Origin of the sequence: Mesorhizobium sophorae, assembly GCF_002270415.1 — a bacterium.
GTDB classification, from domain to species: Bacteria; Pseudomonadota; Alphaproteobacteria; order Rhizobiales; family Rhizobiaceae; genus Mesorhizobium; species Mesorhizobium sophorae.
The window spans coordinates 663,195-683,022 of record NZ_NNRI01000022.1 but is presented as its reverse complement, the minus strand read 5'-3'; the positions used below and the strand labels follow the sequence as shown (position 1 = coordinate 683,022).

General features: G+C 64.3%; 21 protein-coding genes. 12 read left to right on the top strand and 9 right to left on the bottom strand.

The window, feature by feature from the left end:
* Window positions 1-3: 3 nt before the first annotated feature.
* The 6 genes from nirD to CGZ66_RS34350 all read right to left on the bottom strand — a co-directional run bounded on the left by nirD (window position 4) and on the right by CGZ66_RS34350 (window position 6,754).
* Window positions 4-333: a nitrite reductase small subunit NirD gene (nirD, locus tag CGZ66_RS34375; protein ID WP_095091086.1), complete on the bottom strand. Its 330-nt coding sequence runs from the start codon at window positions 331-333 to the stop codon at window positions 4-6.
* Between the two features lie 220 nt (window positions 334-553).
* Window positions 554-3,004: a nitrite reductase large subunit NirB gene (nirB, locus tag CGZ66_RS34370; protein WP_095091085.1), complete on the bottom strand. Its 2,451-nt coding sequence runs from the start codon at window positions 3,002-3,004 to the stop codon at window positions 554-556.
* 8 nt (window positions 3,005-3,012) lie between these two features.
* Window positions 3,013-4,314: an MFS transporter gene (locus CGZ66_RS34365; RefSeq protein ID WP_095091084.1), complete on the bottom strand. Its 1,302-nt coding sequence runs from the start codon at window positions 4,312-4,314 to the stop codon at window positions 3,013-3,015.
* Window positions 4,315-4,363: 49 nt separating this feature from the next.
* Entirely contained in the window at window positions 4,364-4,561 is a 198-nt protein-coding gene (locus CGZ66_RS34360) for a twin-arginine translocation signal domain-containing protein (protein WP_095091083.1), read from the bottom strand.
* Window positions 4,562-4,910: 349 nt separating this feature from the next.
* Complete coding sequence (locus CGZ66_RS34355; RefSeq protein WP_167392409.1) at window positions 4,911-6,149, bottom strand: CmpA/NrtA family ABC transporter substrate-binding protein; 1,239 nt, start codon at window positions 6,147-6,149, stop codon at window positions 4,911-4,913.
* A 2-nt stretch (window positions 6,150-6,151) separates the two neighbouring features.
* On the bottom strand, window positions 6,152-6,754 hold the full coding sequence (locus tag CGZ66_RS34350) for an ANTAR domain-containing response regulator (protein WP_095091081.1): 603 nt from the start codon (window positions 6,752-6,754) through the stop codon (window positions 6,152-6,154).
* Between the two features lie 33 nt (window positions 6,755-6,787).
* Here CGZ66_RS34350 and CGZ66_RS34345 point away from each other — a divergent pair, with 33 nt between their 5' ends.
* The 12 genes from CGZ66_RS34345 to CGZ66_RS34290 all read left to right on the top strand — a co-directional run bounded on the left by CGZ66_RS34345 (window position 6,788) and on the right by CGZ66_RS34290 (window position 16,634).
* Window positions 6,788-7,093 carry a hypothetical protein gene (locus CGZ66_RS34345; protein WP_095091080.1) on the top strand — a complete coding sequence of 102 codons (306 nt, stop codon included), beginning with the start codon at window positions 6,788-6,790 and terminating at the stop codon, window positions 7,091-7,093.
* Entirely contained in the window at window positions 7,080-8,246 is a 1,167-nt protein-coding gene (locus CGZ66_RS34340; protein ID WP_095091079.1) for an alpha-D-ribose 1-methylphosphonate 5-triphosphate diphosphatase, read from the top strand. Before CGZ66_RS34345 ends, CGZ66_RS34340 begins: the two co-directional genes overlap by 14 nt.
* 73 nt (window positions 8,247-8,319) lie before the next feature.
* Window positions 8,320-8,796 (top strand): hypothetical protein, encoded by a 477-nt coding sequence (locus CGZ66_RS34335; protein ID WP_143748937.1) that lies wholly within the window; start codon window positions 8,320-8,322, stop codon window positions 8,794-8,796.
* Window positions 8,797-9,055: 259 nt separating this feature from the next.
* Complete coding sequence (locus CGZ66_RS34330; RefSeq protein ID WP_095091734.1) at window positions 9,056-10,105, top strand: PilN domain-containing protein; 1,050 nt, start codon at window positions 9,056-9,058, stop codon at window positions 10,103-10,105.
* Between the two features lie 2 nt (window positions 10,106-10,107).
* A complete protein-coding gene (gspM, locus tag CGZ66_RS34325) occupies window positions 10,108-10,707 on the top strand; it encodes a type II secretion system protein GspM (RefSeq protein WP_095091077.1) in 600 nt (199 codons plus the stop codon).
* Window positions 10,704-11,297 (top strand): hypothetical protein, encoded by a 594-nt coding sequence (locus CGZ66_RS34320; protein ID WP_095091076.1) that lies wholly within the window; start codon window positions 10,704-10,706, stop codon window positions 11,295-11,297. The genes gspM and CGZ66_RS34320 overlap by 4 nt, the downstream gene beginning before the upstream one ends.
* Window positions 11,294-12,205, top strand: a complete 912-nt coding sequence (locus CGZ66_RS34315) for a hypothetical protein (protein WP_095091075.1) — start codon at window positions 11,294-11,296, stop codon at window positions 12,203-12,205. Before CGZ66_RS34320 ends, CGZ66_RS34315 begins: the two co-directional genes overlap by 4 nt.
* The gene (locus CGZ66_RS34310) at window positions 12,202-13,869 is read left to right on the top strand and encodes a GspE/PulE family protein (RefSeq protein WP_095091733.1); all 1,668 of its coding nucleotides are present in this window, start codon (window positions 12,202-12,204) and stop codon (window positions 13,867-13,869) included. Before CGZ66_RS34315 ends, CGZ66_RS34310 begins: the two co-directional genes overlap by 4 nt.
* Window positions 13,869-15,086, top strand: coding sequence for a type II secretion system F family protein (locus tag CGZ66_RS34305; protein WP_095091074.1), 1,218 nt, complete (start codon window positions 13,869-13,871; stop codon window positions 15,084-15,086). Before CGZ66_RS34310 ends, CGZ66_RS34305 begins: the two co-directional genes overlap by 1 nt.
* On the top strand, window positions 15,083-15,556 hold the full coding sequence (locus CGZ66_RS34300; RefSeq protein WP_095091073.1) for a GspH/FimT family pseudopilin: 474 nt from the start codon (window positions 15,083-15,085) through the stop codon (window positions 15,554-15,556). The genes CGZ66_RS34305 and CGZ66_RS34300 overlap by 4 nt, the downstream gene beginning before the upstream one ends.
* Window positions 15,538-15,912: a PulJ/GspJ family protein gene (locus CGZ66_RS34295; protein WP_167392358.1), complete on the top strand. Its 375-nt coding sequence runs from the start codon at window positions 15,538-15,540 to the stop codon at window positions 15,910-15,912. The genes CGZ66_RS34300 and CGZ66_RS34295 overlap by 19 nt, the downstream gene beginning before the upstream one ends.
* Window positions 15,909-16,634 (top strand): PulJ/GspJ family protein, encoded by a 726-nt coding sequence (locus tag CGZ66_RS34290; RefSeq protein ID WP_095091072.1) that lies wholly within the window; start codon window positions 15,909-15,911, stop codon window positions 16,632-16,634. The genes CGZ66_RS34295 and CGZ66_RS34290 overlap by 4 nt, the downstream gene beginning before the upstream one ends.
* 11 nt (window positions 16,635-16,645) lie before the next feature.
* Here the strand turns inward: CGZ66_RS34290 and gspG are convergent, their stop codons facing one another.
* Genes gspG through gspD form a run of 3 tightly spaced genes read right to left on the bottom strand, consistent with a single transcriptional unit; the run spans window position 16,646 to window position 19,778 of the window.
* Window positions 16,646-17,158 (bottom strand): type II secretion system major pseudopilin GspG, encoded by a 513-nt coding sequence (gene gspG, locus CGZ66_RS34285; protein WP_095091071.1) that lies wholly within the window; start codon window positions 17,156-17,158, stop codon window positions 16,646-16,648.
* Window positions 17,158-17,652 carry a prepilin peptidase gene (locus tag CGZ66_RS34280; RefSeq protein WP_095091070.1) on the bottom strand — a complete coding sequence of 165 codons (495 nt, stop codon included), beginning with the start codon at window positions 17,650-17,652 and terminating at the stop codon, window positions 17,158-17,160. The genes gspG and CGZ66_RS34280 overlap by 1 nt, the downstream gene beginning before the upstream one ends.
* 2 nt (window positions 17,653-17,654) lie before the next feature.
* On the bottom strand, window positions 17,655-19,778 hold the full coding sequence (gene gspD / locus CGZ66_RS34275) for a type II secretion system secretin GspD (RefSeq protein ID WP_095091069.1): 2,124 nt from the start codon (window positions 19,776-19,778) through the stop codon (window positions 17,655-17,657).
* Between the last annotated feature and the right edge of the window lie 50 nt (window positions 19,779-19,828).

The following is a 19,828-nucleotide window of genomic DNA, read 5'->3' as shown; positions in this document are numbered from 1 at the left end:
GTGTCAGGCCGCTCGGCTGGCCAGCGCTTCCAGCGCAATGAACAGACGCTCGCCTTCGACCCGCACCGGGATGGTGCGCACCGCGCCCTCATCGGCGCCGAGCGCCCTGCCCGTCTCCAGCGAGATCACCCAATTGTGCAGGGGACAGGTCACTGCCGTCCCGTGCACGATGCCTTGGCTCAGCGGCCCGCCTTTGTGCGGGCAATGGTCTTCGATGGCGTAGACCTGATCGTCGGCGGTGCGGAAGATGGCGATCTTGCCTTCCGGCGTGTCGACGCAGCGCGCGCCACGGCGGGGGATGTCCGAAAGGGAGCCTATTGCGATCCAGTTCATGTCGCCATCCTCGCCTTTGCTCGATCTGAAGGCGCCCAGCCACCCCCCTCTGGCCTGCCGGCCATCTCCCCCGCAGGGAGGGAGATTGGCAGTTGCACTGACAGCGCCCACTCCGCAACGTTGGAGATTGGCGAAAGCCGAAACAGCATCCGATCTCCCCCCTTGCGGGGGAGATGGCCGGCAGGCCAGAGGGGGGTGGGAAGAAACGCTTCCATCGGCCCTACTCCGCCGCCTGCGCAAAACCGACAGTCGCCATCGGCCGGAATTCGTGCTTGTCCTTGCCGGACACGCGTTCCGACCACGGGTCGACCTGGGCGAACTTCTGGCTGAAGACGAAGCGGTCGAAATAGGCCTTGCGCTTGGCATCGTCGTCCATGATCTGGCGCTTGATTTCGGGGATCCCGATGCGCTTGGCCCATTTGTAGATGCGCTCGAGATAGCGGCCCTGCTCGCGGTACATCTGCGTCAGCGCCACGATATGCTCCAGCGCTTCGTCCTCGGTCCTGACTAGGCCGAGCACTTCGGTGCCTTTGATGTCGAGACCGGCCGCCCCGGCGAAATGGATCTCGTAGCCACTGTCGACGCAGATGACGCCGACATCCTTGCAGGTCGCCTCGGCGCAGTTCCTCGGGCAACCCGACACCGCCATCTTGACCTTGGCCGGGGTCCACGAGCCCCACATGAATTTCTCGATGCGGATGCCCAAGCCCGTCGAATCCTGCGTGCCGAAGCGGCACCAGTCCGAGCCGACACAGGTCTTCACCGTGCGCAGGCCCTTGGCGTAGGCATGGCCGGAGACGAAGCCGGCCTGGCCGAGATCGGCCCACACCGCCGGCAGGTCCTCCTTGCGGATGCCGAGCATGTCGATGCGCTGGCCGCCGGTGACCTTGACCATCGGGATCTCGAACTTGTCGACGACATCGGCGATGGCGCGCAGTTCGGCCGCATTGGTGACTCCGCCCCACATGCGCGGCACCACCGAATAGGTGCCGTCCTTCTGGATGTTGGCGTGGACGCGCTCGTTGATGAAGCGCGACTGGTAGTCGTCGGCATAGTCGTCCGGCCAGTCGCAGACGAGATAGTAGTTGAGCGCCGGCCGGCATTTGGCGCAGCCGCAGGAGGTCGCCCATTCCAGTTCCTGCATGACGGCGGGAATGGTCTTCAGGTGCTTGGCCTTGATCAGCCGGCGCACCTCGTCATGGCCGAGCGTGGTGCAGCCGCACATCGGCTGCACGGCCGCAGGGTTGTAGGTGTCGCCGAGCGTCAGCACCATCAGCTTCTCGACCAGCCCGGTGCAGGAGCCACAGGAGGCCGACGCCTTGGTGTGAGCGCGCACATCGTCGAGCGAGGTCAGGCCCTTGGCAGTGATCGCACCTGTGATCTTGCTCTTGCAAACGCCGTTGCAGCCGCAGATTTCCGCATCATCCGGCAAGGCTGCAACGGCCGCCATAGGGTCCAGCGGGGCACCCCCCTGGTAGGACTGGCCGAAAATGAGCGTGTCGCGCATTGGCGAAATATCGGTCTGCTTCTTCTTGAGGTCGTTGAACCAGGCGCCGTCAGCCGTCTCGCCATAGAGCACCGTGCCGATGATGCGGTCGTCCTTCAGCACCAGGCGCTTGTAGACGCCGGCCGAGGCGTCGCGCAGCACGATCTCCTGGCGGTCATCGCCATCGGCGAAGTCGCCGAGCGAGAACAGCTCGATGCCGGTGACCTTGAGCTTGGTCGGCGTGTCCGAATGGACGAAAGCAGCGGTCTCGTCGCCGGCAAGCTGGCTCGCCGCAACACGCGCCATTTCGTAGAGCGGTGCGACCAGTCCGTAGACCATGCCGTTGACCTCGGCGCATTCGCCGAGCGCGTAGATGTCGGGATCGTTGCTGCGCATGCCGGCGTCGACGACGATGCCTCTGTTGGCGGCAATGCCCGCCTCTTTCGCCAGCGCCGCATTCGGCCTGATGCCGACGGCCATGACCACCAGCGTCGCCGGAATGACGGTGCCGTCGGCGAGTTCCACCTGCTCGACCTTGCCGTTGCCTGTGATCGCTTGCGTGTTGGCCTTGGTGATGACCTTGATACCGCGTTGTTCCACCGCGCGCTGCAGCAGGTAGCCGGCGGCCGGATCGAGCTGGCGCTCCATCAGCGTCGGCATGACATGCAGCACGGTGACGTCCATGCCCTGCGCATTGAGCCCGGCTGCCGCCTCCAGGCCTAGCAGGCCGCCGCCGATGACCACGGCCTTGGCCCTGGACTGGGCGGCAAGCATCATCGCCCGAACGTCGTCCAGATCGCGATAGGTCAGCACGCCGGGCAGATTGTGGCCCGGCACCGGGATGATGAAGGGCACCGAACCGGTGGCGATGACGAGCTTGTCGTAAGGTTCGGTGACACCGTGATCGGAGGTGACGGTCTTCCCCGCCCGGTCGATGGCGATGATCTTGTGGCCCTTGTAGAGGGTGATGCCGTGCTTGATGTACCAGCCGTCACCATGGATGATGATTTCCTCATAATCCTTCTCGCCCGACAGCACCGGCGACAGCATGATGCGGTCGTAGTTCACGCGCGGCTCGGCGTTGAAGATGGTGACCTCGTATCGGTCGGACGCCTTTTCCAGCAGATGCTCCAGCATGCGCCCTGGCGCCATGCCGTTGCCAATGATGACGAGTTTCTCGGTCATGCCCGGTCTCACTCTGCCGCGTAGGAAAGGGGTGAAGCATCGGCGGATGCAGTGCGCTCCATCCGCCGGATGGAGACATGCATCCAGGCAAGGCAGGTGGCGACGATGACGAAGAGCAGCATGAAGCAGCTCGACCATACGCCCGTGAGGTCGTTGAGCGCGCCGAAGGCGATCGGCAGGATGAAGCCGCCGAGCCCACCGATCATGCCGACCACGCCGCCGACCGCCCCAACGCTCTGCGGATAGTAGGCGGGGATATGCTTGTAGACGGCGGCCTTGCCGAGGCTCATGAAGAAGCCGAGCACGCAGGCGACGGCGATGAAGGCGAGCGGGCCGATCTCGAAATGGAAGGCGATCGGCCCGCTAATGCCGCGCACGACGTAGTCTGCCGAGGGGAGAGACAGAACGAGAGTCGCGACGGCACTGACCGCGAAGGTCCAGTAGAGCACGGTGCGGGCGCCGATCCGGTCGGACAGCACGCCGCCATAGGCGCGGAAGACGCTCGCGGGAATCGAATAGGCGGCGCCGATCATGCCGGCGGTCGCAAGGCCGAAACCGTAGACGCCGATCAGGTAACGCGGCAGCCACAGCGACAGCGCCACGAACGCACCGAAGACGAAGAAGTAGTAAAAGGCGAAGCGCCAGACCTGCAGGTTTTTCAACGGCGCGAATTCCTGCCAGAAGCTCCTCGTGGGTGTCGCCTTGCCGGCGCGTCGTTCGCGGATGACCGGATCGTCGCCGGTGGTGAACCAGAAGATGGCGGCCATGACGACGAGGGCGGCGGCCCAGATCAGCGCCACCGACTGCCAGCCCCAGGAGAGCAGCACGAAGGGCGCCAGGAACTTGGTGACCGCGGCCCCAACATTGCCGGCGCCGAAGATGCCGAGAGCCGTGCCCTGCCTGTCCGCGGGGAAGAAGCGCGAGACATAGGACACGCCGACGGCGAAGGAGCCGCCGGCGAGCCCGACGCCGAGCGCGGCAACCAGCATCTGCCCATAGGTGTGCGCAAAAGCCAGCAGGAAGGTCGCGACCGCTGCGGCAAGCATGGTCGCGGTGTAGACCAGCCGTCCGCCATAGCGGTCGGTCCAGACGCCGAGCACCATGCGCACGAGCGAGCCGGTCAGGATCGGCGTGCCGACAAGCAGGCCGAACTCGGTCTCGTTCAGCCCGAGTTCCTGCTTTATGCGCACGCCAATGATCGAGAAGATCGTCCACACCGCGAAGCAGACGGTGAAGGCGATGGTGGACATCACGAGCGCCTGCCGGGGAGCACTGTCCTGGCTGGGCGCGGCTGGGGGATTTGCGGTCATTGTCTGGCTCCGGTTTGCGGCGTGGGAGGCGCCGCGGATGTTTTGTGGGTCAATGATCAGCGGTGCGGCCCGATGCGTGCAACGAGACCGAGCCTGCCGCGGCCAGGTCCTTGCTTTCGGTGTTGGCGCCGGCGGGAAATAAAAGGAGCGCGGCGGTGAACAGCGCCGCCGTCAGCGCGCTGCTGACGAGAAAGTCGCGGCGGGTGAAATCCTTCAGCGTCGTGGCCGTTCCGATCCGTATTGTCATCGTCGTCTCCGCCTGGCACCGCTTGGGATCGGTGCCACCGATTGCGTGAAAACAAAAAAGCCGCCGGCCAGGCCTTCGCGTCCGGAAATCCGGATCGCGTCTTGACCTGAGCGGCAGCTTTGCCTGTGGGCGCCCGTCATTGGACGCCTATTCCGTGACCCCAAGGAGGCCTGGTTATTTCAAAGCATGAACCATGCCAGTTTCGAGAGAAAGGAAAAATAACAATGAAATCAATGAAACGCGCCGTTCGCCTACGCAACAGACGATATGGCGAGCAGGCCAAAGATTGTTCATTAGAGCAATCGCACGCACAATTTTTGTGCAATGCACAAGAATGGCGCGGAAATAATCAGACTTCCGCGCGGGCTGATTGCTGGGCGGCAATGTAGCCTTCGATCTCGTCGGGATCGAAGATCTGGCCGTCGAAGAAACCATCGGGACCGAGCACCAGGCCGGCGCCTGTCGCGCCGACGGCGGTGGCTATGCGCAGTGCACCCTCGACCTTCGAATTGGCGCCAGGCAGTGCGACGCCAAGCGGCTTCAGCGCCGAACGGTAGAGATCTGGGCGGTAGCAGTCGCGGGCAATAGCGAGATTGCCAGGCGTGTGTTCGACATGCCCCCAGCGCACCATCTGCGTGTAGAACCACAGCGCATGGCTCTTCCACGGAAAGTTCGCTGCCTTGTCGAAGGGCAGGAAGAAGTCTTCGATATCCAGCGCCGCTCCGCCACCCAATTGGAGATGGCCGGTCAGGATCGGCATCTGGACCGCGGGAGGCAGGCCCAGGAAGCCGGACTGCGCCATCACCGCGGCCAGTTCGCCATGGTTGGCCGGATCCTGACACCAGCGCGCCGAGTGGTGCAGCGCGCGCAGCAGCGCCGCCAACGCGTCGGGCGACTGCTCGGCCCAGACCTTGCGCACGCCGATCACCTTCTCCGGGCTGTTGCGCCATATCTGCGCCTTGACGGTGACGATGTGGCCGGTGCCGGCGGCCACCGCCGCGCTGTTCCAGGGCTCGCCGACGCAGTAGCCGTCGATCCGCCCAGTGGCCAGCGCGTCGGCCATGAAGGGCGGCGGCACGATGACGATCTCGATCTCGCGCGTTGGATCGATGCCGCAGGCGGCGAGCCAGTAGCGCAGTTCGTAATTGTGCCCGGAATGCGGATGCACGACGGCGAAGCGCAGCGGGTCGCGCCCCGCAGCGGCGCGCTCGCGGATGAGCGCGCCAAGTGCGGCACCGGCGCGCGCCGGATCGAGATCGGGCTCGGCGCCATGCGCTGCCATGCCGGCCCAGACGGCATTGGAAATGGTGACGCAGTTGCCGCCGAGACCGAGCGAGAACGGCACGATGGTCTCTGACGCGAGCGGCGTCAGCCCAAGATTGCAGGCGAGCGGCATCGGTCCCAGCATATGCGCGAGATGGAAGTGGCCGATGGCGATGCGGTCGCGGATGTTGGCCCAGGAGGTCTCGCGGTGCAGCGTGAGGTCGATGCCTTCGCGCGCGGCAAAGCCAAGCTCGCCTGCCGCGACCAGCACGGCGCTGTCGAACAGCGGCATGAAGCCGGCGGTGATCTGATGCTCGGCGCCCATGCTCATTCGTCCTCCGCCGGTCCCAGCAAGCCGGCGGCAGTCACCAGGCTCTGGGCGATGTCGCCGATCTTGCGGTTCTGGTTCATCGCCGTCTTGCGCAGCAGCGTGTAGGCGGCCTCTTCGCTGAGGCCGCGCGATTTCATCAGGATGCCCTTGGCGCGATCAATCACCTTGCGGCTCTCGAGCTCGCTGCGCGCCTCTTCCAGTTCGCGCGCCATGCGCGAAAAGGCGTTGAAACGGCTGACCGCCATGTCGAGGATCGGCTTGACGCGCTCCTGCCGCAGGCCGTCGACGACATAGGCCGAAACGCCGGCATCGACCGCCGCCTCGATCGCGGCCTGGTCGGAACGGTCGACGAACATGGCGATCGGCCGCTTCACCGCGCGCGACAGCTGGAACATGTTTTCAAGCATGTCGCGGTTCGGGTTTTCGAGATCGATGACGATGACGTCGGGTTCGATCTCGGCGATCCGCCGTGCAATGCCGGTCACATCATGGATGACGGTGACCCGCTCATGGCCGGCCTCGCGCAACCCCGCCTCGATGATCGCGGCGCGGATGCGGTTTTCATCGATCACCAGGACGGCGAGTGCGGTTCGGACCATGCCTGCATTGTGCCCAAGCGAAGGAATTGTGCAATGCGGGATAACCCGGCGAGCGCAACATTCGCTGCGCATGGCAAGCTGAAACGGCTGCACTGCCGCACCACCATGGCCCTGGCCTCGCATGATTTCTGTGTCATCAGAACGATAGCCGACCGGGTTATGCCTGCGCAGGGGCTTGTGGTGGAACAGGGGCCGACCAGGTCTTCCAGGACCCGCACCACCCCTGTGCCCAGCAACGCGCCGACCTGGAGCTTGATCCCGCAAAGCGAATCCGTTTCGGGGAAGATCATGCTCAAACCCAGAGATAGAGCCAAAGAGAGACGAGATGTGGCTGAGTGAATTCGAAATCGTCCTGCGCGACCGCGTCATTGCCAATGGCGCCATCCGGATCGAAAACGGCCGCATCGAAGAGGTCCGCGACGAGCCTGTCGAGAACGCCGATATCGTGGGTGGAGGCCGCCTGCTGCTGCCCGGTTTCATCGACATGCATGGCGACATGGTGGAGAGGGAAGTGGAGCCGCGCCTCGGCGTCCACATGCCGATGACGATCGGCATTGCCGAGCTCGACAAGAAGCTGGCCTCCTGCGGCGTGACCACGGCCTATGCCGCGCTCTCCTTCATCGGCGCCAGCGTCACCAGCGGCGTGCTGCGTTCGGAAGAGCATTCGTCTGATATCATCGAGACCATCGCTGGACTGAAGGACGACCTTTTGGTCGATCATCGCATCCATGCGCGGTTCGAGGTGACTTTCGCCGCGGCCATCGGCGTGCTGCAAAGGCTGATGGACGCCGGCAAGCTGCACCTGATCTCGCTGATGGATCATACACCCGGACAAGGGCAGTACCGCGACGTCGAACTCTACATCGCCCGCATCGCCAAGGAGCGCGGCATGTCCGTTGCCGAGGCATCCGAGATCGTCGGCCAGCGCATCGCCGGCCGAAACGGACATGGCGACGTCCTCAGCACGCTGCAGGACCTGTCGGCATTTGCCCGCGCCCGCGGCATCGTGCTCGCCTCGCATGACGACGACACGCTGGAGAAAGTGGAATTTGTCCATGGCCTGGGTGCTGCGCTCAGCGAATTCCCGGTGACCCTGGAGGCGGCGCAAGAAGCCCGCAGGCTCGGAATGCACACCGTCATGGGCGCGCCCAATGCACTGCGCGGCAATTCCTATTCCGGCAATCTTTCCGCCCGGCACGCCTACGAGGCGGGACTGCTCGATATGCTGGCCAGCGACTACCACCCGGCCTCGATCCTGCCGGCTGTTCTCAGCCTGGCGGCGCTGGATGAAGGTGGCCTGGTGGCGGCGGCCGCACTGACCAGCACCAATCCGGCCAAGGCATTGGGACTAGACGACCGAGGCGCCATCGAGACGGGACTTCTGGCCGATCTCGCCGTCGCCGACCGCCACCCGGTAGCACGCGTCCGCGCCACCTTCCGCGCCGGCCGCATGATCTACAGCGACGGTACGCTGAGCCTAAGTCGGCACTGAACAAGAAAATAGTGCACTGTCACCGTAATTCCCCGTTGGGGGTATAAACGTGAGACATAGGTGGAGCCGTCCGGTGGTCAAATCGTATTCAGAATCTGACCTGAAAATAATAACGGACGCGCTAGGACATATAGCCAGCAATCCAAGGATGTATATCGGAGATACGTACGTTCCAGAAAATCTCATTGCGAGATTCGTGAGCGATTTGATGCTGGCCGGATCTAATACTATAGGAATTGAAAAAAATGTTGGCTGGTGGAAAGTGTCGTCTAATGTTGATTGGCTTCAGATAGAAGACAGCTACATATCTTATGACGAGTTCTACTCACTTGTCCCGAAAAAGGGAGCGGAAATATTTAGAGATAAGGCGGGAGTTATACTTAACGCTTTCTCTATCGCTTTGGTTACAGTTGGGATCGACGGAATAAAGGCGATCAAGGGCAGTTACGAGAACGGCGACCTGCCGCTAGATGATAACTATATTAAAGATGTTGTCGGTAGAGAGATGTTTGTAAAGCTGCCGTCCGAAATTTTCATACCCCAGGCCTGACTGATCTGTCGACTGTCGAATTACGGTGACAGTGCTTTTTTTTCTATGTTCTCCTTGCCGTCGTTGTGTGCAGACCAATCGCCTGCCCGCATTTTCGTTACCGGTCTGCCACAGCGTTGCGCTTGGGCACCGCTATCCAACAAACCTGTGGCCAACCGACCTTCCGCGCCTTCGCGAATATCCGCATCACGCCAGCAATTGTAGTAGTCTCGGCCTGAAAATCCCGGCTGAGAATCAGCCGGGTGGCGGGCGGCTGGTCGTGGCGACACTCAACGCGCAGGTTCTGGATTTTTTCGACTGGTGGCTCGATGAGCTGCGAGGCGTCTGGTCGCGGGTCGCGCGCGGACAAAAGCAATCTTCCACAAGCGACTGGATCATCAGCCTGGCGGATGACGGCATCCGCGCCCGCGAGGCCAATGCGCCGGAGTTCCAATCGATCCCGTTGGCGCTTACCGCGTCCTCGGATGAGATCTTGGCACTTCTCCAGGGCGGGCCCCGGCGCAAGCGGCCGAGCTTCGATATCCGCATCCAGCCCGGGCTGTTCCTGACCCGGCAACTGGCGGCGCGGCGGCTGCCGCTTCGGCAGGCGCGGGACATGGCCGAGCTCGACCTTCTGGCCTCGACGCCGATCGACCCGGCGCAAGTGCATGTGGTCTTCGCCAGTCAGGTAGGGCAGGACTGCGTCTACCATGTCGTCAAGGCGAAGACGCTTGCCGCGGTCCTTGACACGGTCCGCCGGGCCGGCGGGTCGATCCGCTGCCTGTCGCTGTCGCAACCGGAGGGCACGCTGCGGGCCGATCCACTCAGCCTCGCCGCCATCTGGCCGCTGACCGCGCGCGACCGTCGCGCCAGGACCGTCTGGGTGACGGCCTGTTCGATGCTGGCCGCGGCAGCGCTGGTCACGCTCGCTCATGCGCATTGGCGCACCTGGCAGGCCGGCGCTGAACTGGACACAGAGATCGCCGACGCACAGGTGCTGGCCAAGGCGGCACGCACCGCGCTGCAGAAGCGCCAGACCGGCATCGAGCAAATTGAAAAAATCCGCACGGAAAAGAAGACGACCGCGTCGCTGGTGCGCGTCTGGGCCGAACTGACGCACCTGCTTCCCGACTCGGCCTGGCTGACCGATCTGTCGGCCAAGGGCGACGACCTGACCATCACTGGCTTTTCCGCTTCCGCCGCCGAACTGATCAAACCGATCGACGATTCGCCGCTGTTTTCGGCGCCCGAATTCGCCTCGCCGGTGGTCAGGGTTCCTGGCCAGGACGGCGAACACTTCACCATTTCGGCAAAGATCGGAGCGCTCTGACCATGCTCTCCGCGATCCTCAACACCAGCCCGCTGGTCCGCCGCCTGATTGCGCTCGCCCTTGCGGCGGTGACGGCCTGTGTCCTGGCCTGGGCGGTGTTCGCGGGGCTCGACAGCGTCGCCGCGGCGCAAGCCGGGATCGAGGAAAAGCGCGAGCTTCTCGGCCAGTTGCAGAGCGTGGCGGCGCTGGCCAAGCGCCTCGACAGCGCCGCCAGCCCCGTGGCCGCGGCAAATCCCGAGTTTCTCACCGGCGAAAGCGAGGCGATCATTCGCGGCGGGCTGCAGACCCGGCTGAACGCGATTGCCACGGCCAACGGGGTCAACGTGCTGTCGGCCGGCAATGCGCCGGTGCTGAGCGAAGCGGGCGTCGATTTCATCGGGCTGCGGGCCAACCTTTCGGGACCGCTGGAGGGCATCCACAACGCCGTTCTCGCCATCGAAACGTCGCTTCCGGTGCTTTTCATTCGCGAGGCCACTCTGCGCACGACCGACGTCGGGCCGGTCGCCGGGCGCACCGGCGACCCGGAGATCTTTGCCGAAATCCTGTTTTACGGCCCGCTGCAAACACCGGTGGCGCCGGCGCCCGGCGGGGTCAAGCCATGACCCGGAAATTCGCCGGGCTGGCGATTGCGGCCATGATCGCGGGGCTCGTCCTGGTCAATGTCGCCCTTTACGACACGCCGGTCGACATCTCGCCGGTCGCCTCCGGCAAGGGGCATGACGGCGGCCTGGCCTCGGCGGCGGGAGCGCTGCAGTTTCCCGAGGCCGGCAATTTCAGCGAGACGTTCGAGCGGCCGCTGTTCACGCCGATGCGCCGGAAATTCGTCGCCCCGCCGGCCGGGCCGCCGCCGGTTGCGGTCGTCGCGGCCGCCGTCGAACAGACGCCGCCACCGCCCGAGGCCGCGCCCGCCGCCGCGCCTGCGCTTCTGGGCATCAGCATTCACGGTGGGGCGGCGAAGGCCCTGATGCGCGTCGCCGGCAGCGAAACCGCGATCTGGTACGGCAGCGGCGAGACCGTCGACGGCTGGACGGTGTCGGCGATCGACAAGGATCAGGCCGTGCTGGAGCGCAATGGCAAGGTGGCGCGGGTCCCGCTCTATCCGCCATGGAAGAACGCCCCGCAACCACCCCCAAATGCCCCGCCAGCGGCCCCGGATGTCCCGCTGCCAGCCCCAAATGAACCGCAACTATGAGCGACCGCCACGAAAGCCCGAACTCAGGGGGCGAAAGCGCGAGCAGCGGCTTTTCGCTGGTCGCCGTGCTGGTGTTCATGCTGATTGTCTCGGCCATCGTCGTCCCCTTTGCCGTGACGGCAAAGTCGCGGCTGATGATCGCCAACAACGAGGTCGAGCAGGAGCGCCTGTCGCTGCTTGCCGAAGGCCTGGGCAATGTGGTTGCAAGCGAATTGGTCGGCGGCTCGGGGGCGAAAACATTGCCGCTGGATTCCACACCCGCAGCGTGCCGGGAGGGAAGCTTCAGCTTCGATGTCCGCGTCCAGGATCATGACGGGCTGATCGATCTCAATGCCGCGGACGACCAATTGCTGGCGCTTGGTTTCGCATCGCTCGGCTTCCAGCGGGAGATGGCGCAAGCCTTGGCCAAGGCCGCGATCCGGTTTCGTGACAATGCCACGCTGTTCGCTGGCCAGCCCAGAAGCCCTGTCGGGCCGCCCCAAGACAAGCAGGCGCCGTTCGAATCGGTGTCCGAACTGCAGGAGTTTTCGGCACTTGCGTCGTTGCCCTTGCAGACCCTCCACGCTGTTTTCACGGTCAACTCGAAGCGTGGCACGATCAGCGCCGATCGCGCGCCGAACCGTCTTCGCGCTGCTCTTGCCGGCGCCAGCAGTGCATCGGTCACTGAAGCGCCGGCCGACGCATCGGCTTACACGGTCGACGTGGTCGTGAGGCGGGACGGATCCGGGATCACGGCCGAAGCCGGGTTCATCATCGAGAGGTCCCCGCTCAGCCCGACGGCATTCCAGCGCGTTGCCCGAAGCCCGGTCCCTGCAGCCTCCGCACTGCCGCCAGTCGTCGGCGCAGCCGGCTGCGAGGTGCTTTTCGGCGCCGAGGCGGCGCGGATCCTGCGCGGGTGGAGCTCATGAACGCGTCTTCGCAGCCCATTGGCCAGACCCAGGGCCAGACCCAGGGGATCGAGGCGTTCCTTGCCTTTCTCGAGGGCGAGAAAGTGCTGACCGCGCACGCCGCCCAGCGCGCATTGGGGGCATCGCGAACATCTGGACACCCGTTCGATACGGTGATGACCGAACTCGGCCTGATCGGCGAGCAGGACCTTGCCAACAGCCTCAGCCGCTACCTGAACGCACCGACGCCGGTCGAGATTCCCGAACAGGTCAGCCCCGAAATGCTGGCAGGCGTGCCGCTGGCCTATCTGCGTGAAAATGCGATCCTGCCGTTGCAGATGGACGCCGAGCGGCTGGTCGTCGCCGTGGCCGATCCGTTCTCGTCGGCAACCATCGACGCGCTCGCCTTTCACTATGAGCGGACGCTGGCGCTGCGCATATTGCCAAGGCGCATGATCGCCGAATGCATCGACCGCATCGAGCAATCGGCAATCGCGGCCGTTTCAAATGGCGGCAACGGTGGCGAAACCCTGGATTTCGGCCCCGACGACCTCGAACGGTTGAAGGATTTTGCGCGCGAGGCGCCGATCGTTCGCTTCGTCGCCGAGACCATCCACAAGGCGGTCGATGCGAGAGCCACCGACATCCACATCGAGCCGCTCGAGGATCACGTCCGCATCCGCTTCAGGCATGACGGCATGCTGTCCACCGTCGACACTGCGTCCATTGCGATGCTGTCCGGCATCTCCACCCGCATCAAGATCCTGTCGCGGCTCAACATTGCCGAACGGCGCCTGCCGCAGGACGGACGCATGCGCATCGCCGTGCGCGGCCGCGACGTCGACCTGCGCGTCTCGGTCATTCCGTCCATCCACGGCGAAGCCATCGTGCTTCGAATCCTCGACCGCGCGGGCGTCGAATTGAAGTTGGAGAAGCTGGGGTTCGACGGCGCCGCGCAAGCGAAAATCCGCAACATGTCGCAAGCCGCCAACGGCATCGTGCTGATCACCGGGCCGACCGGCAGCGGCAAGACGACGACGCTCTATTCCATCCTCGCAGAACGTTCGCGGCCGGACGTCAAGATTTTCACCGTCGAGGACCCGGTCGAATACCGGATGGCCGGCATCACCCAGTTGCAGGTCAATCCGGCGATCGACCTCGACTTTGCCGCTGCCCTGCGTTCGATCCTGCGGCAGGACCCCGATATAATCCTGCTCGGTGAAATTCGCGATCGCGAAACGGCGCAAGTCGCGGTCCAGGCAGCCCTGACCGGCCATCTGGTGTTTTCGACGCTCCACACCAACAGTGCTGCGGGCGCACTCACGCGCCTTCGCGATATGGGCATCGACGGCTATCTGCTCGGCGCGACGATCAGAGGCGTCATCGCACAGAGGCTGTTGCGACGTGTCTGCCCGACCTGCCATGGCGCCGACCAAACAGTTCCGGCCTGCCGCACCTGCAACGGCTCCGGCTACAGCGGGCGCACGGTGACCTACGAAATGCTGCAGGTGTCGCCGCGCATCGCCGAACTTATCGACCAGGGTGCCGGCGAAATGGAGATCGGGAAGATTGCGGCCGAAGACGATCTCGTGCCGATGTCGGTTCACGCAACCGCACTTGCCCGATCGCAGGTCACCACGATGGATGAAGTCCGGCGCGTCATCGATCTCGCAGGAGGTGACTGATGCCGGCCTTTGCCTATCGCGCCTATCTCGTCGACGGCAGCACCGAGACCGGCGTCCTCGATGCGTCGACCAAGCAGGATGCCGCCCGCAAACTGGCGCAGCAGGGCCGCCGCTCCTACCATCTTGCCCCGGTGAACGGCGAAAGGCAGCAGCTTCGCCTGCCGGGGCGCAGCGCGCTGACGTTCACCCGCAGGGTCGATCTCAGCCGGCTGTTTTCCGAGCTTTCAGTGCTTCTGAACGCCGGCTTCACGGTCGACCGTGCCTTGAACGCGGTTATCTCGGGCGAGGCCAACCGCCAGCGGCGGCAACAGCTGCAATCGGTGCTCGATCTCACGACAGGCGGCCGGCCGATCGCCGAAGCATTTGCCGGCCTGCCGGGCATCACCTCCGAGGTTGCCGCCTTGCTCGCCAGCGGCGAGCGCAGCGGCAAGATGGCCTATATATGCCAGCGACTGGCGGATACGTTCGAGGCAACAGCCAAGCGCCGCGCGGCAATCGTCGAGGCGCTTGCGTATCCGGCTTTCCTGCTACTGGTCATGAGCGGGGCGCTGGTCATTCTGGCGACGGTGCTGGTGCCGGCGCTGGAACCGATCTTCGAAGGCTCATCCGCCCCCAAGCCGTTCACCATGACCGTGCTTTCGGCGCTCGGCACGGTGTTCAGGGACTATCCCTTCGTCTTCCCGCTGGCGGCGGTGCTGGCCCTGCTTTCCTATCTTTTCCTGTCCCGGTCCACAGGCGCCAGAAAACAGTTTTCACATTGGCTGTTGAAGGTCCCGTTGATCGGCGCGCTGGTCAGGGATGCCGTGGTCGCGCGCTACCTGGAAACGCTTGCGCTGCTGCTCGGCAATGGCGTGGCGATGACCGAGGCGCTTGGGCTGGCCGCCAACGTTTCCAGGCAGAGTTCACTGGCGGCAAGCTTTGCCTCGATCGAAGAAACCGTCGCCAATGGCGCCCGCCTGCATGGCGCGATCGTCAAGGCAGGGATTTTCGACAACGCGACGATGTCGCTGGTCTCGCTCGGCGAAGAGGCGAATGCGCTTCCGGTGGTGCTGGATCGCGCCGCGAAAATGCTTCAGCTGACGCTGACGCGGCGGATCGACACGGTGCTGAAGCTGTTGACGCCGGCCTTGACGATTTCGCTCGGTTTTCTCGTCGGCAGCCTGGTCATTTCGGTGATGACCACGATCCTCAGCATCAACGATCTGGCGCTGCAATGACGGCCGCGCCGGAAGCCAGCGCATCGACGGAAGCAACGGCCGGATTTACCCTGGTCGAAATGCTGGTCGTGCTGGCGATCATGGCCCTCGTCGCGGCGATCGCCGCGCCGGGGCTCGTCAGCAATTACCGCACCAAGAACCTGGAGACGCTGGCCGGCGAGATCACCATGCGGTTGCGCCTGTCGCGCACATCGGCAATCGCCACCGCCAGGCCGAAGCAGGTCGTTGTCGATCTCGGCACCCGCATCATCCGTTTTGGCGAACGAGACATCGTCGCCCTGCCGGACGATGTCAAAATGACCGTGGTCACCGGCCAGGAGACCGTCGTCGCCGACCGGCAGACGGTCCTCACCTTCCTTCCCGACGGCAGCGCTTCCGGCATGGATATCTCGCTGCAGCAAAAAGGCCGGACCGCGCGCATCGCGGTCAACTGGCTGACCGGACTTCCGACATGGCGCGCGCTGCCATGACCGGGTCGACGTCGCTAGCCTCCCCCGAAGACGGATTCTCGATCCTCGAGATGATCGTCGCCATGACCATCCTGGCGCTTGTGCTTGGCATTGCCAGCCAGTCGATCGTGCTGGCGAGCCGCAGCATCGCCGTGGCCAAGCGCCAGGCCGAAGCGGCCAGGACCGTGCGTGTGATGCTGGCCGGCTACGAAGCCCAAATCCGAACCACGGCGCAATCCGGCTGGACCCTGAAGACCCGCACGATAGACGTGTCGAAGGCAAAGGTAACCGCTGTTGTCATCGAGAACAGCGGTGGAGCGTTTCCGGGCGGGCCATTCCTGACCTTCGTGCCCGTGCGGGACCCGGCTGTCCCATGAGTGGCCTGTTCTTGTGCGCTCGTTCCAGGGTCCGAGCCGGCAGGCTGCGGGAACGTCTTCCAGGCGCCCGTCGGCCTGGCCGCAAATCGCCGCCGGGACCATCGGCATCGGTCGAGGGGTTTGCGCTCATCGACGTGCTGGTCGGGCTGGCCCTGATCGGCGTGATTACGTCGCTGATGATGGTCTTCCTCAGCCAGGCCCGAACGATGATGCGCATCGAAAAGGCAACCGAATTCCAGATGGAGGTCGACGCAGCATCGCGGTTTCTGGAAACGGCGATCAGCCATGCCGAGCCGTTGCCCTTGTCCAAGTCGTCGCCGGACATGGTGCTTTATCTCAACGGCAACGGTGCCCGGATCGAATTCAGCGCCGTTCAGGCGATCGGTTTCAAATCCTCCGCGCTGCGCGAAATTGCTGTTTCGCTTGGCCAGGTCGGAGGCGCGCTGGCCATCGTCCAGAAAACACGGCGCGGGAGCGAACCCGGCACGTCGACACCGGGCGAACCGGTGCGGCTGATCGGCGGCGTGAGCGCCATGAAGTTCGAATATCTCGACGGTGCGGCGGCGGCCTCGTCGTGGTCGCCGAGCTGGACCGTACCACGGCGCCTGCCCGCCGCCGTGCGCTTCACCATCTCGGTTTTGCGGGATGGTGCGGCCTATTCAGCGAGAGGTTTTGCACGCCTCGACCTGGCAAATGCCCAGGTGCTGCCGCGCACGAAGTGACTCCCAGGCCCTCAGTTGCTGACGTCCTGGTCTTCGCCAGTTCCGTCCGGCTTGCCGTCCTTGCCCAGGCTGCGGATGACCACGCCGCTCGCATCGGCCTTCACTTCGTAGGAATAAGGCCTCCCCCACGGATCCTTCAGGCCGGTTGTTCCCTTGAGATAGGGTCCGTTCCAGCGCGCTTCGCCGGTAGGCGCGGCGACCAGGGCCGAGAGCCCCTCCTCCGCGGTCGGGTATTTCGCGTTGTCGACATAGTAGAGCTCGAGCGCGCTTTCAATGTTGCGGATTTGCGCCTTGGCGGCGTTGGTCCTGGCCGAGCCGAGATAGCGCAGGACCTGCGGCGCGGCCAGCGTCGCGATCAACGCGATGATGGCGAGCACGACCAGGAGCTCGACCAGGGTGAAGCCGCCTTCGCGATCGTCGCTTTCACCGACAGATTTTCTGGCGCCGACAGATTTTCTGACGCCGACAGATTTTTTGGCGCAGCCGGATTTTTCGGAAAGTCGAGTGAAGCGCTGAGTGATCATCAGAGCAGTCCCATGTTCAAACCTGCAAATTGCTCCAGCGCCCAGCTGCAGCCGAGGCCGATGGCGATAAACGGACCGAAGGCAACACGAGCCCGCGCCGCTGCGGGCCCTGTCGCAAGCACGTGCCCGCCGACGAACAGCAGGGCGCTGGCGCTGGCGATGAACAGCAGCACCGGCAACAGCAGCGGGCTGATCCAGCATGCGGCGGCGGCCAGCATCTTGACGTCGCCAAGGCCGAGCCCGATCCTGCCGGTCATCAGGAAATGACCGCGCCGGATCAGCCAGGCAGCGGCAAAAGTCATGGCTGCAAACAGGAGCCGCAGCGGCAGGCCGTCCGCGTCCGCCGCCATCTGATAGCCAAGGCCGAGCGCCGCCAGAGCCAGGTTGAGCCCGTCCGGGATGATCTGCCTGCGGTAATCGGCGATCGAAATCGCGGCCAGAACCGCCGCCAGGGCGACCGTGGCAGCCAGCACGAGAGATGGGTGCGCAGCCATCGTCAATACGCCAGCCTCTTCAGATCCTGTTGCAGCTTGGTGCCGCCGCGCCGCTTCTGGATCGGCGTCTGCAGACTGATCTTGCCGCGGAATTCGTCCGTCACTTCGCGGGCTTCGTTGATGTCGCGGACAACATGCGGCCGGATGAAGATGATCAGTTCGGTGCGTCCGATACTATCCGTCTTTTGCTTGAATGCGTTGCCGATAATCGGGATATCGCCGAGGATCGGCACCTGCGTGCGGTCGACATTGTTGCGCGACTGGATGAGGCCGCCCAGCGCCAGGCTCTCGCCGTCATTGACCAGAACGCGGGTCTGGATCTTGCGCTGCTGGATGGTCGGTGAATCGATGCCGGAGCTCGTCGTCTTCGTCACATTGCTGACCTCCTGCTCGATGTCGAGCATGACCCTGCCGGCATTGTTGATGCGAGGCGTCACCGTCAGGATGACGCCGGTGTCCTTCATCTCGACCGAGACGACCGGCGCGCTGCCGAACGACTGGTCCACCACCTGTCTTGTGGCGATCGGTACCTGGTCGCCGACCTGCAAGATCGCTTTCTGGTTGTTCAGGGCCATGATGGTTGGCGCCGAGATGACATTGACGTCGGTGATGCTGGAGAGTGCGTTCAGCGTCACCTGGATGTTGTCGGTTGCGTAACTCCAGTTGAAGCCAGGCAGTGCCGCCGCGGCGGCGCCCTTCGCCACGTCGGACAGCGAGATCTTCATGCCGCCATTCTCGAAGAACCAGCGCAGGCCGTATTTCAGCTCGTCGTTGAGCGTGACTTCGGCGATGACGGCTTCCAGCATGACTTGCGTCGGCAGCACGTCGACCTTGGCCAGGATCTGCTCGATGCGTTCGTAATCGCGCGCCGTGGTCTGGATCAGCAGCGCATTGTTTTCGATATCGGCGACGACCGTGGCGTGGGCGGGCGGCTGTCCGTCCTGCGGGGGCAGCGAAGGCGACGGCCCGGTCAACGGCACCGGCGTGACGCCATCCGATTGCATGGCGATCGGGGTCTGGTCGGGCGACACGTTAGAGCCGCCCGAGTCGCCTTCGGTCTTGACGGTGGTGCCGAGAACGGAGCTCAGCACCGCGGCCAGTTCCTTGGCCGGGCGGTTCTGGATCTGGTAGACGAAAAGCTGGCTTTCGTTGGTCTCGGCCAGCCTGTCGAGCTTGTTGATCCAGCTCGCCGCACGGGCGAGATAGGCCGGGCGCGAGGTGATCACCAGCACCGAATTCAGCCTGTCGTTGGGGATGAACTGGATGAGCTTGGCGCCTGGCCCATCCTTGGTGCCGAAAATCGAATCGAGTTCGGCGGCAACCGCTTCCGGTTTGGAGGTCTTCAGCGGATGCAGCGCGACCGACATGCCGCGCATCCAGTCGACGTCGAACACCGAAACCGCTTCGCGAATGGCATTGAGGTCGCTGTCGTTGCCAGCGACGGTGATCAGGTTGCGGGTGGAATCGACCCGCAGCACCGAGCCCTGGCGGGTGATCGGTTCGAGAATGGTCTTCATCTCGTCGGCCGCGATGAATTGCAGCTGCAGCACCTGCACCTTGACGCCGGGGCCGGACGGTGACGTCGACGGCACGCTGACTGGCGGCGTGCTGGACATGATTTCGGAAAGCGGCACAACCTGGTAGGTGCCGGCGCGGTTGGTGATGCCGGCGCCATTCACCGCAAGCGCCGATTGCAGGATGTCGACCAGCGCATCCTTCGACACCGGCTGCGATGTCTGCAGCGTCACCGTGCCTTGCACGCGCGGGTCGACGATGTAGTTGAGGTGAAGCGCATCGCCGAGCACGGCCTTGGCCGCCTCGGCAATCGGCGCGTTGACCAGATTGAGCTCGAACTGGCCCGAGCCATCGGTCGTCACCTTGGTGACGGGGGCTCCGGAGGAGACGAACTGGCCCGAGCCCTGATATTGCGCGCCGTTGAAGCGCTGTGCCTGGCCGGCGGCCGACGTGACGGCGCCAGTCCCGGTATATCCCGACCGCAAGGGCGAGTTCTTGGCATGCAGGCTGTCGATGGTCTCGGTGAAGAAGTCCTTGCCCGGCGCGGAAGTGCAGCCGGCAATCGCCAGCAGCGTGCACAACACGACGCGACTACTCGGCTTGCTCGACATCCACCCGATTCCCCTAGATTCCCAGTCTAGGGCTTCTTGCAAGCGGATGT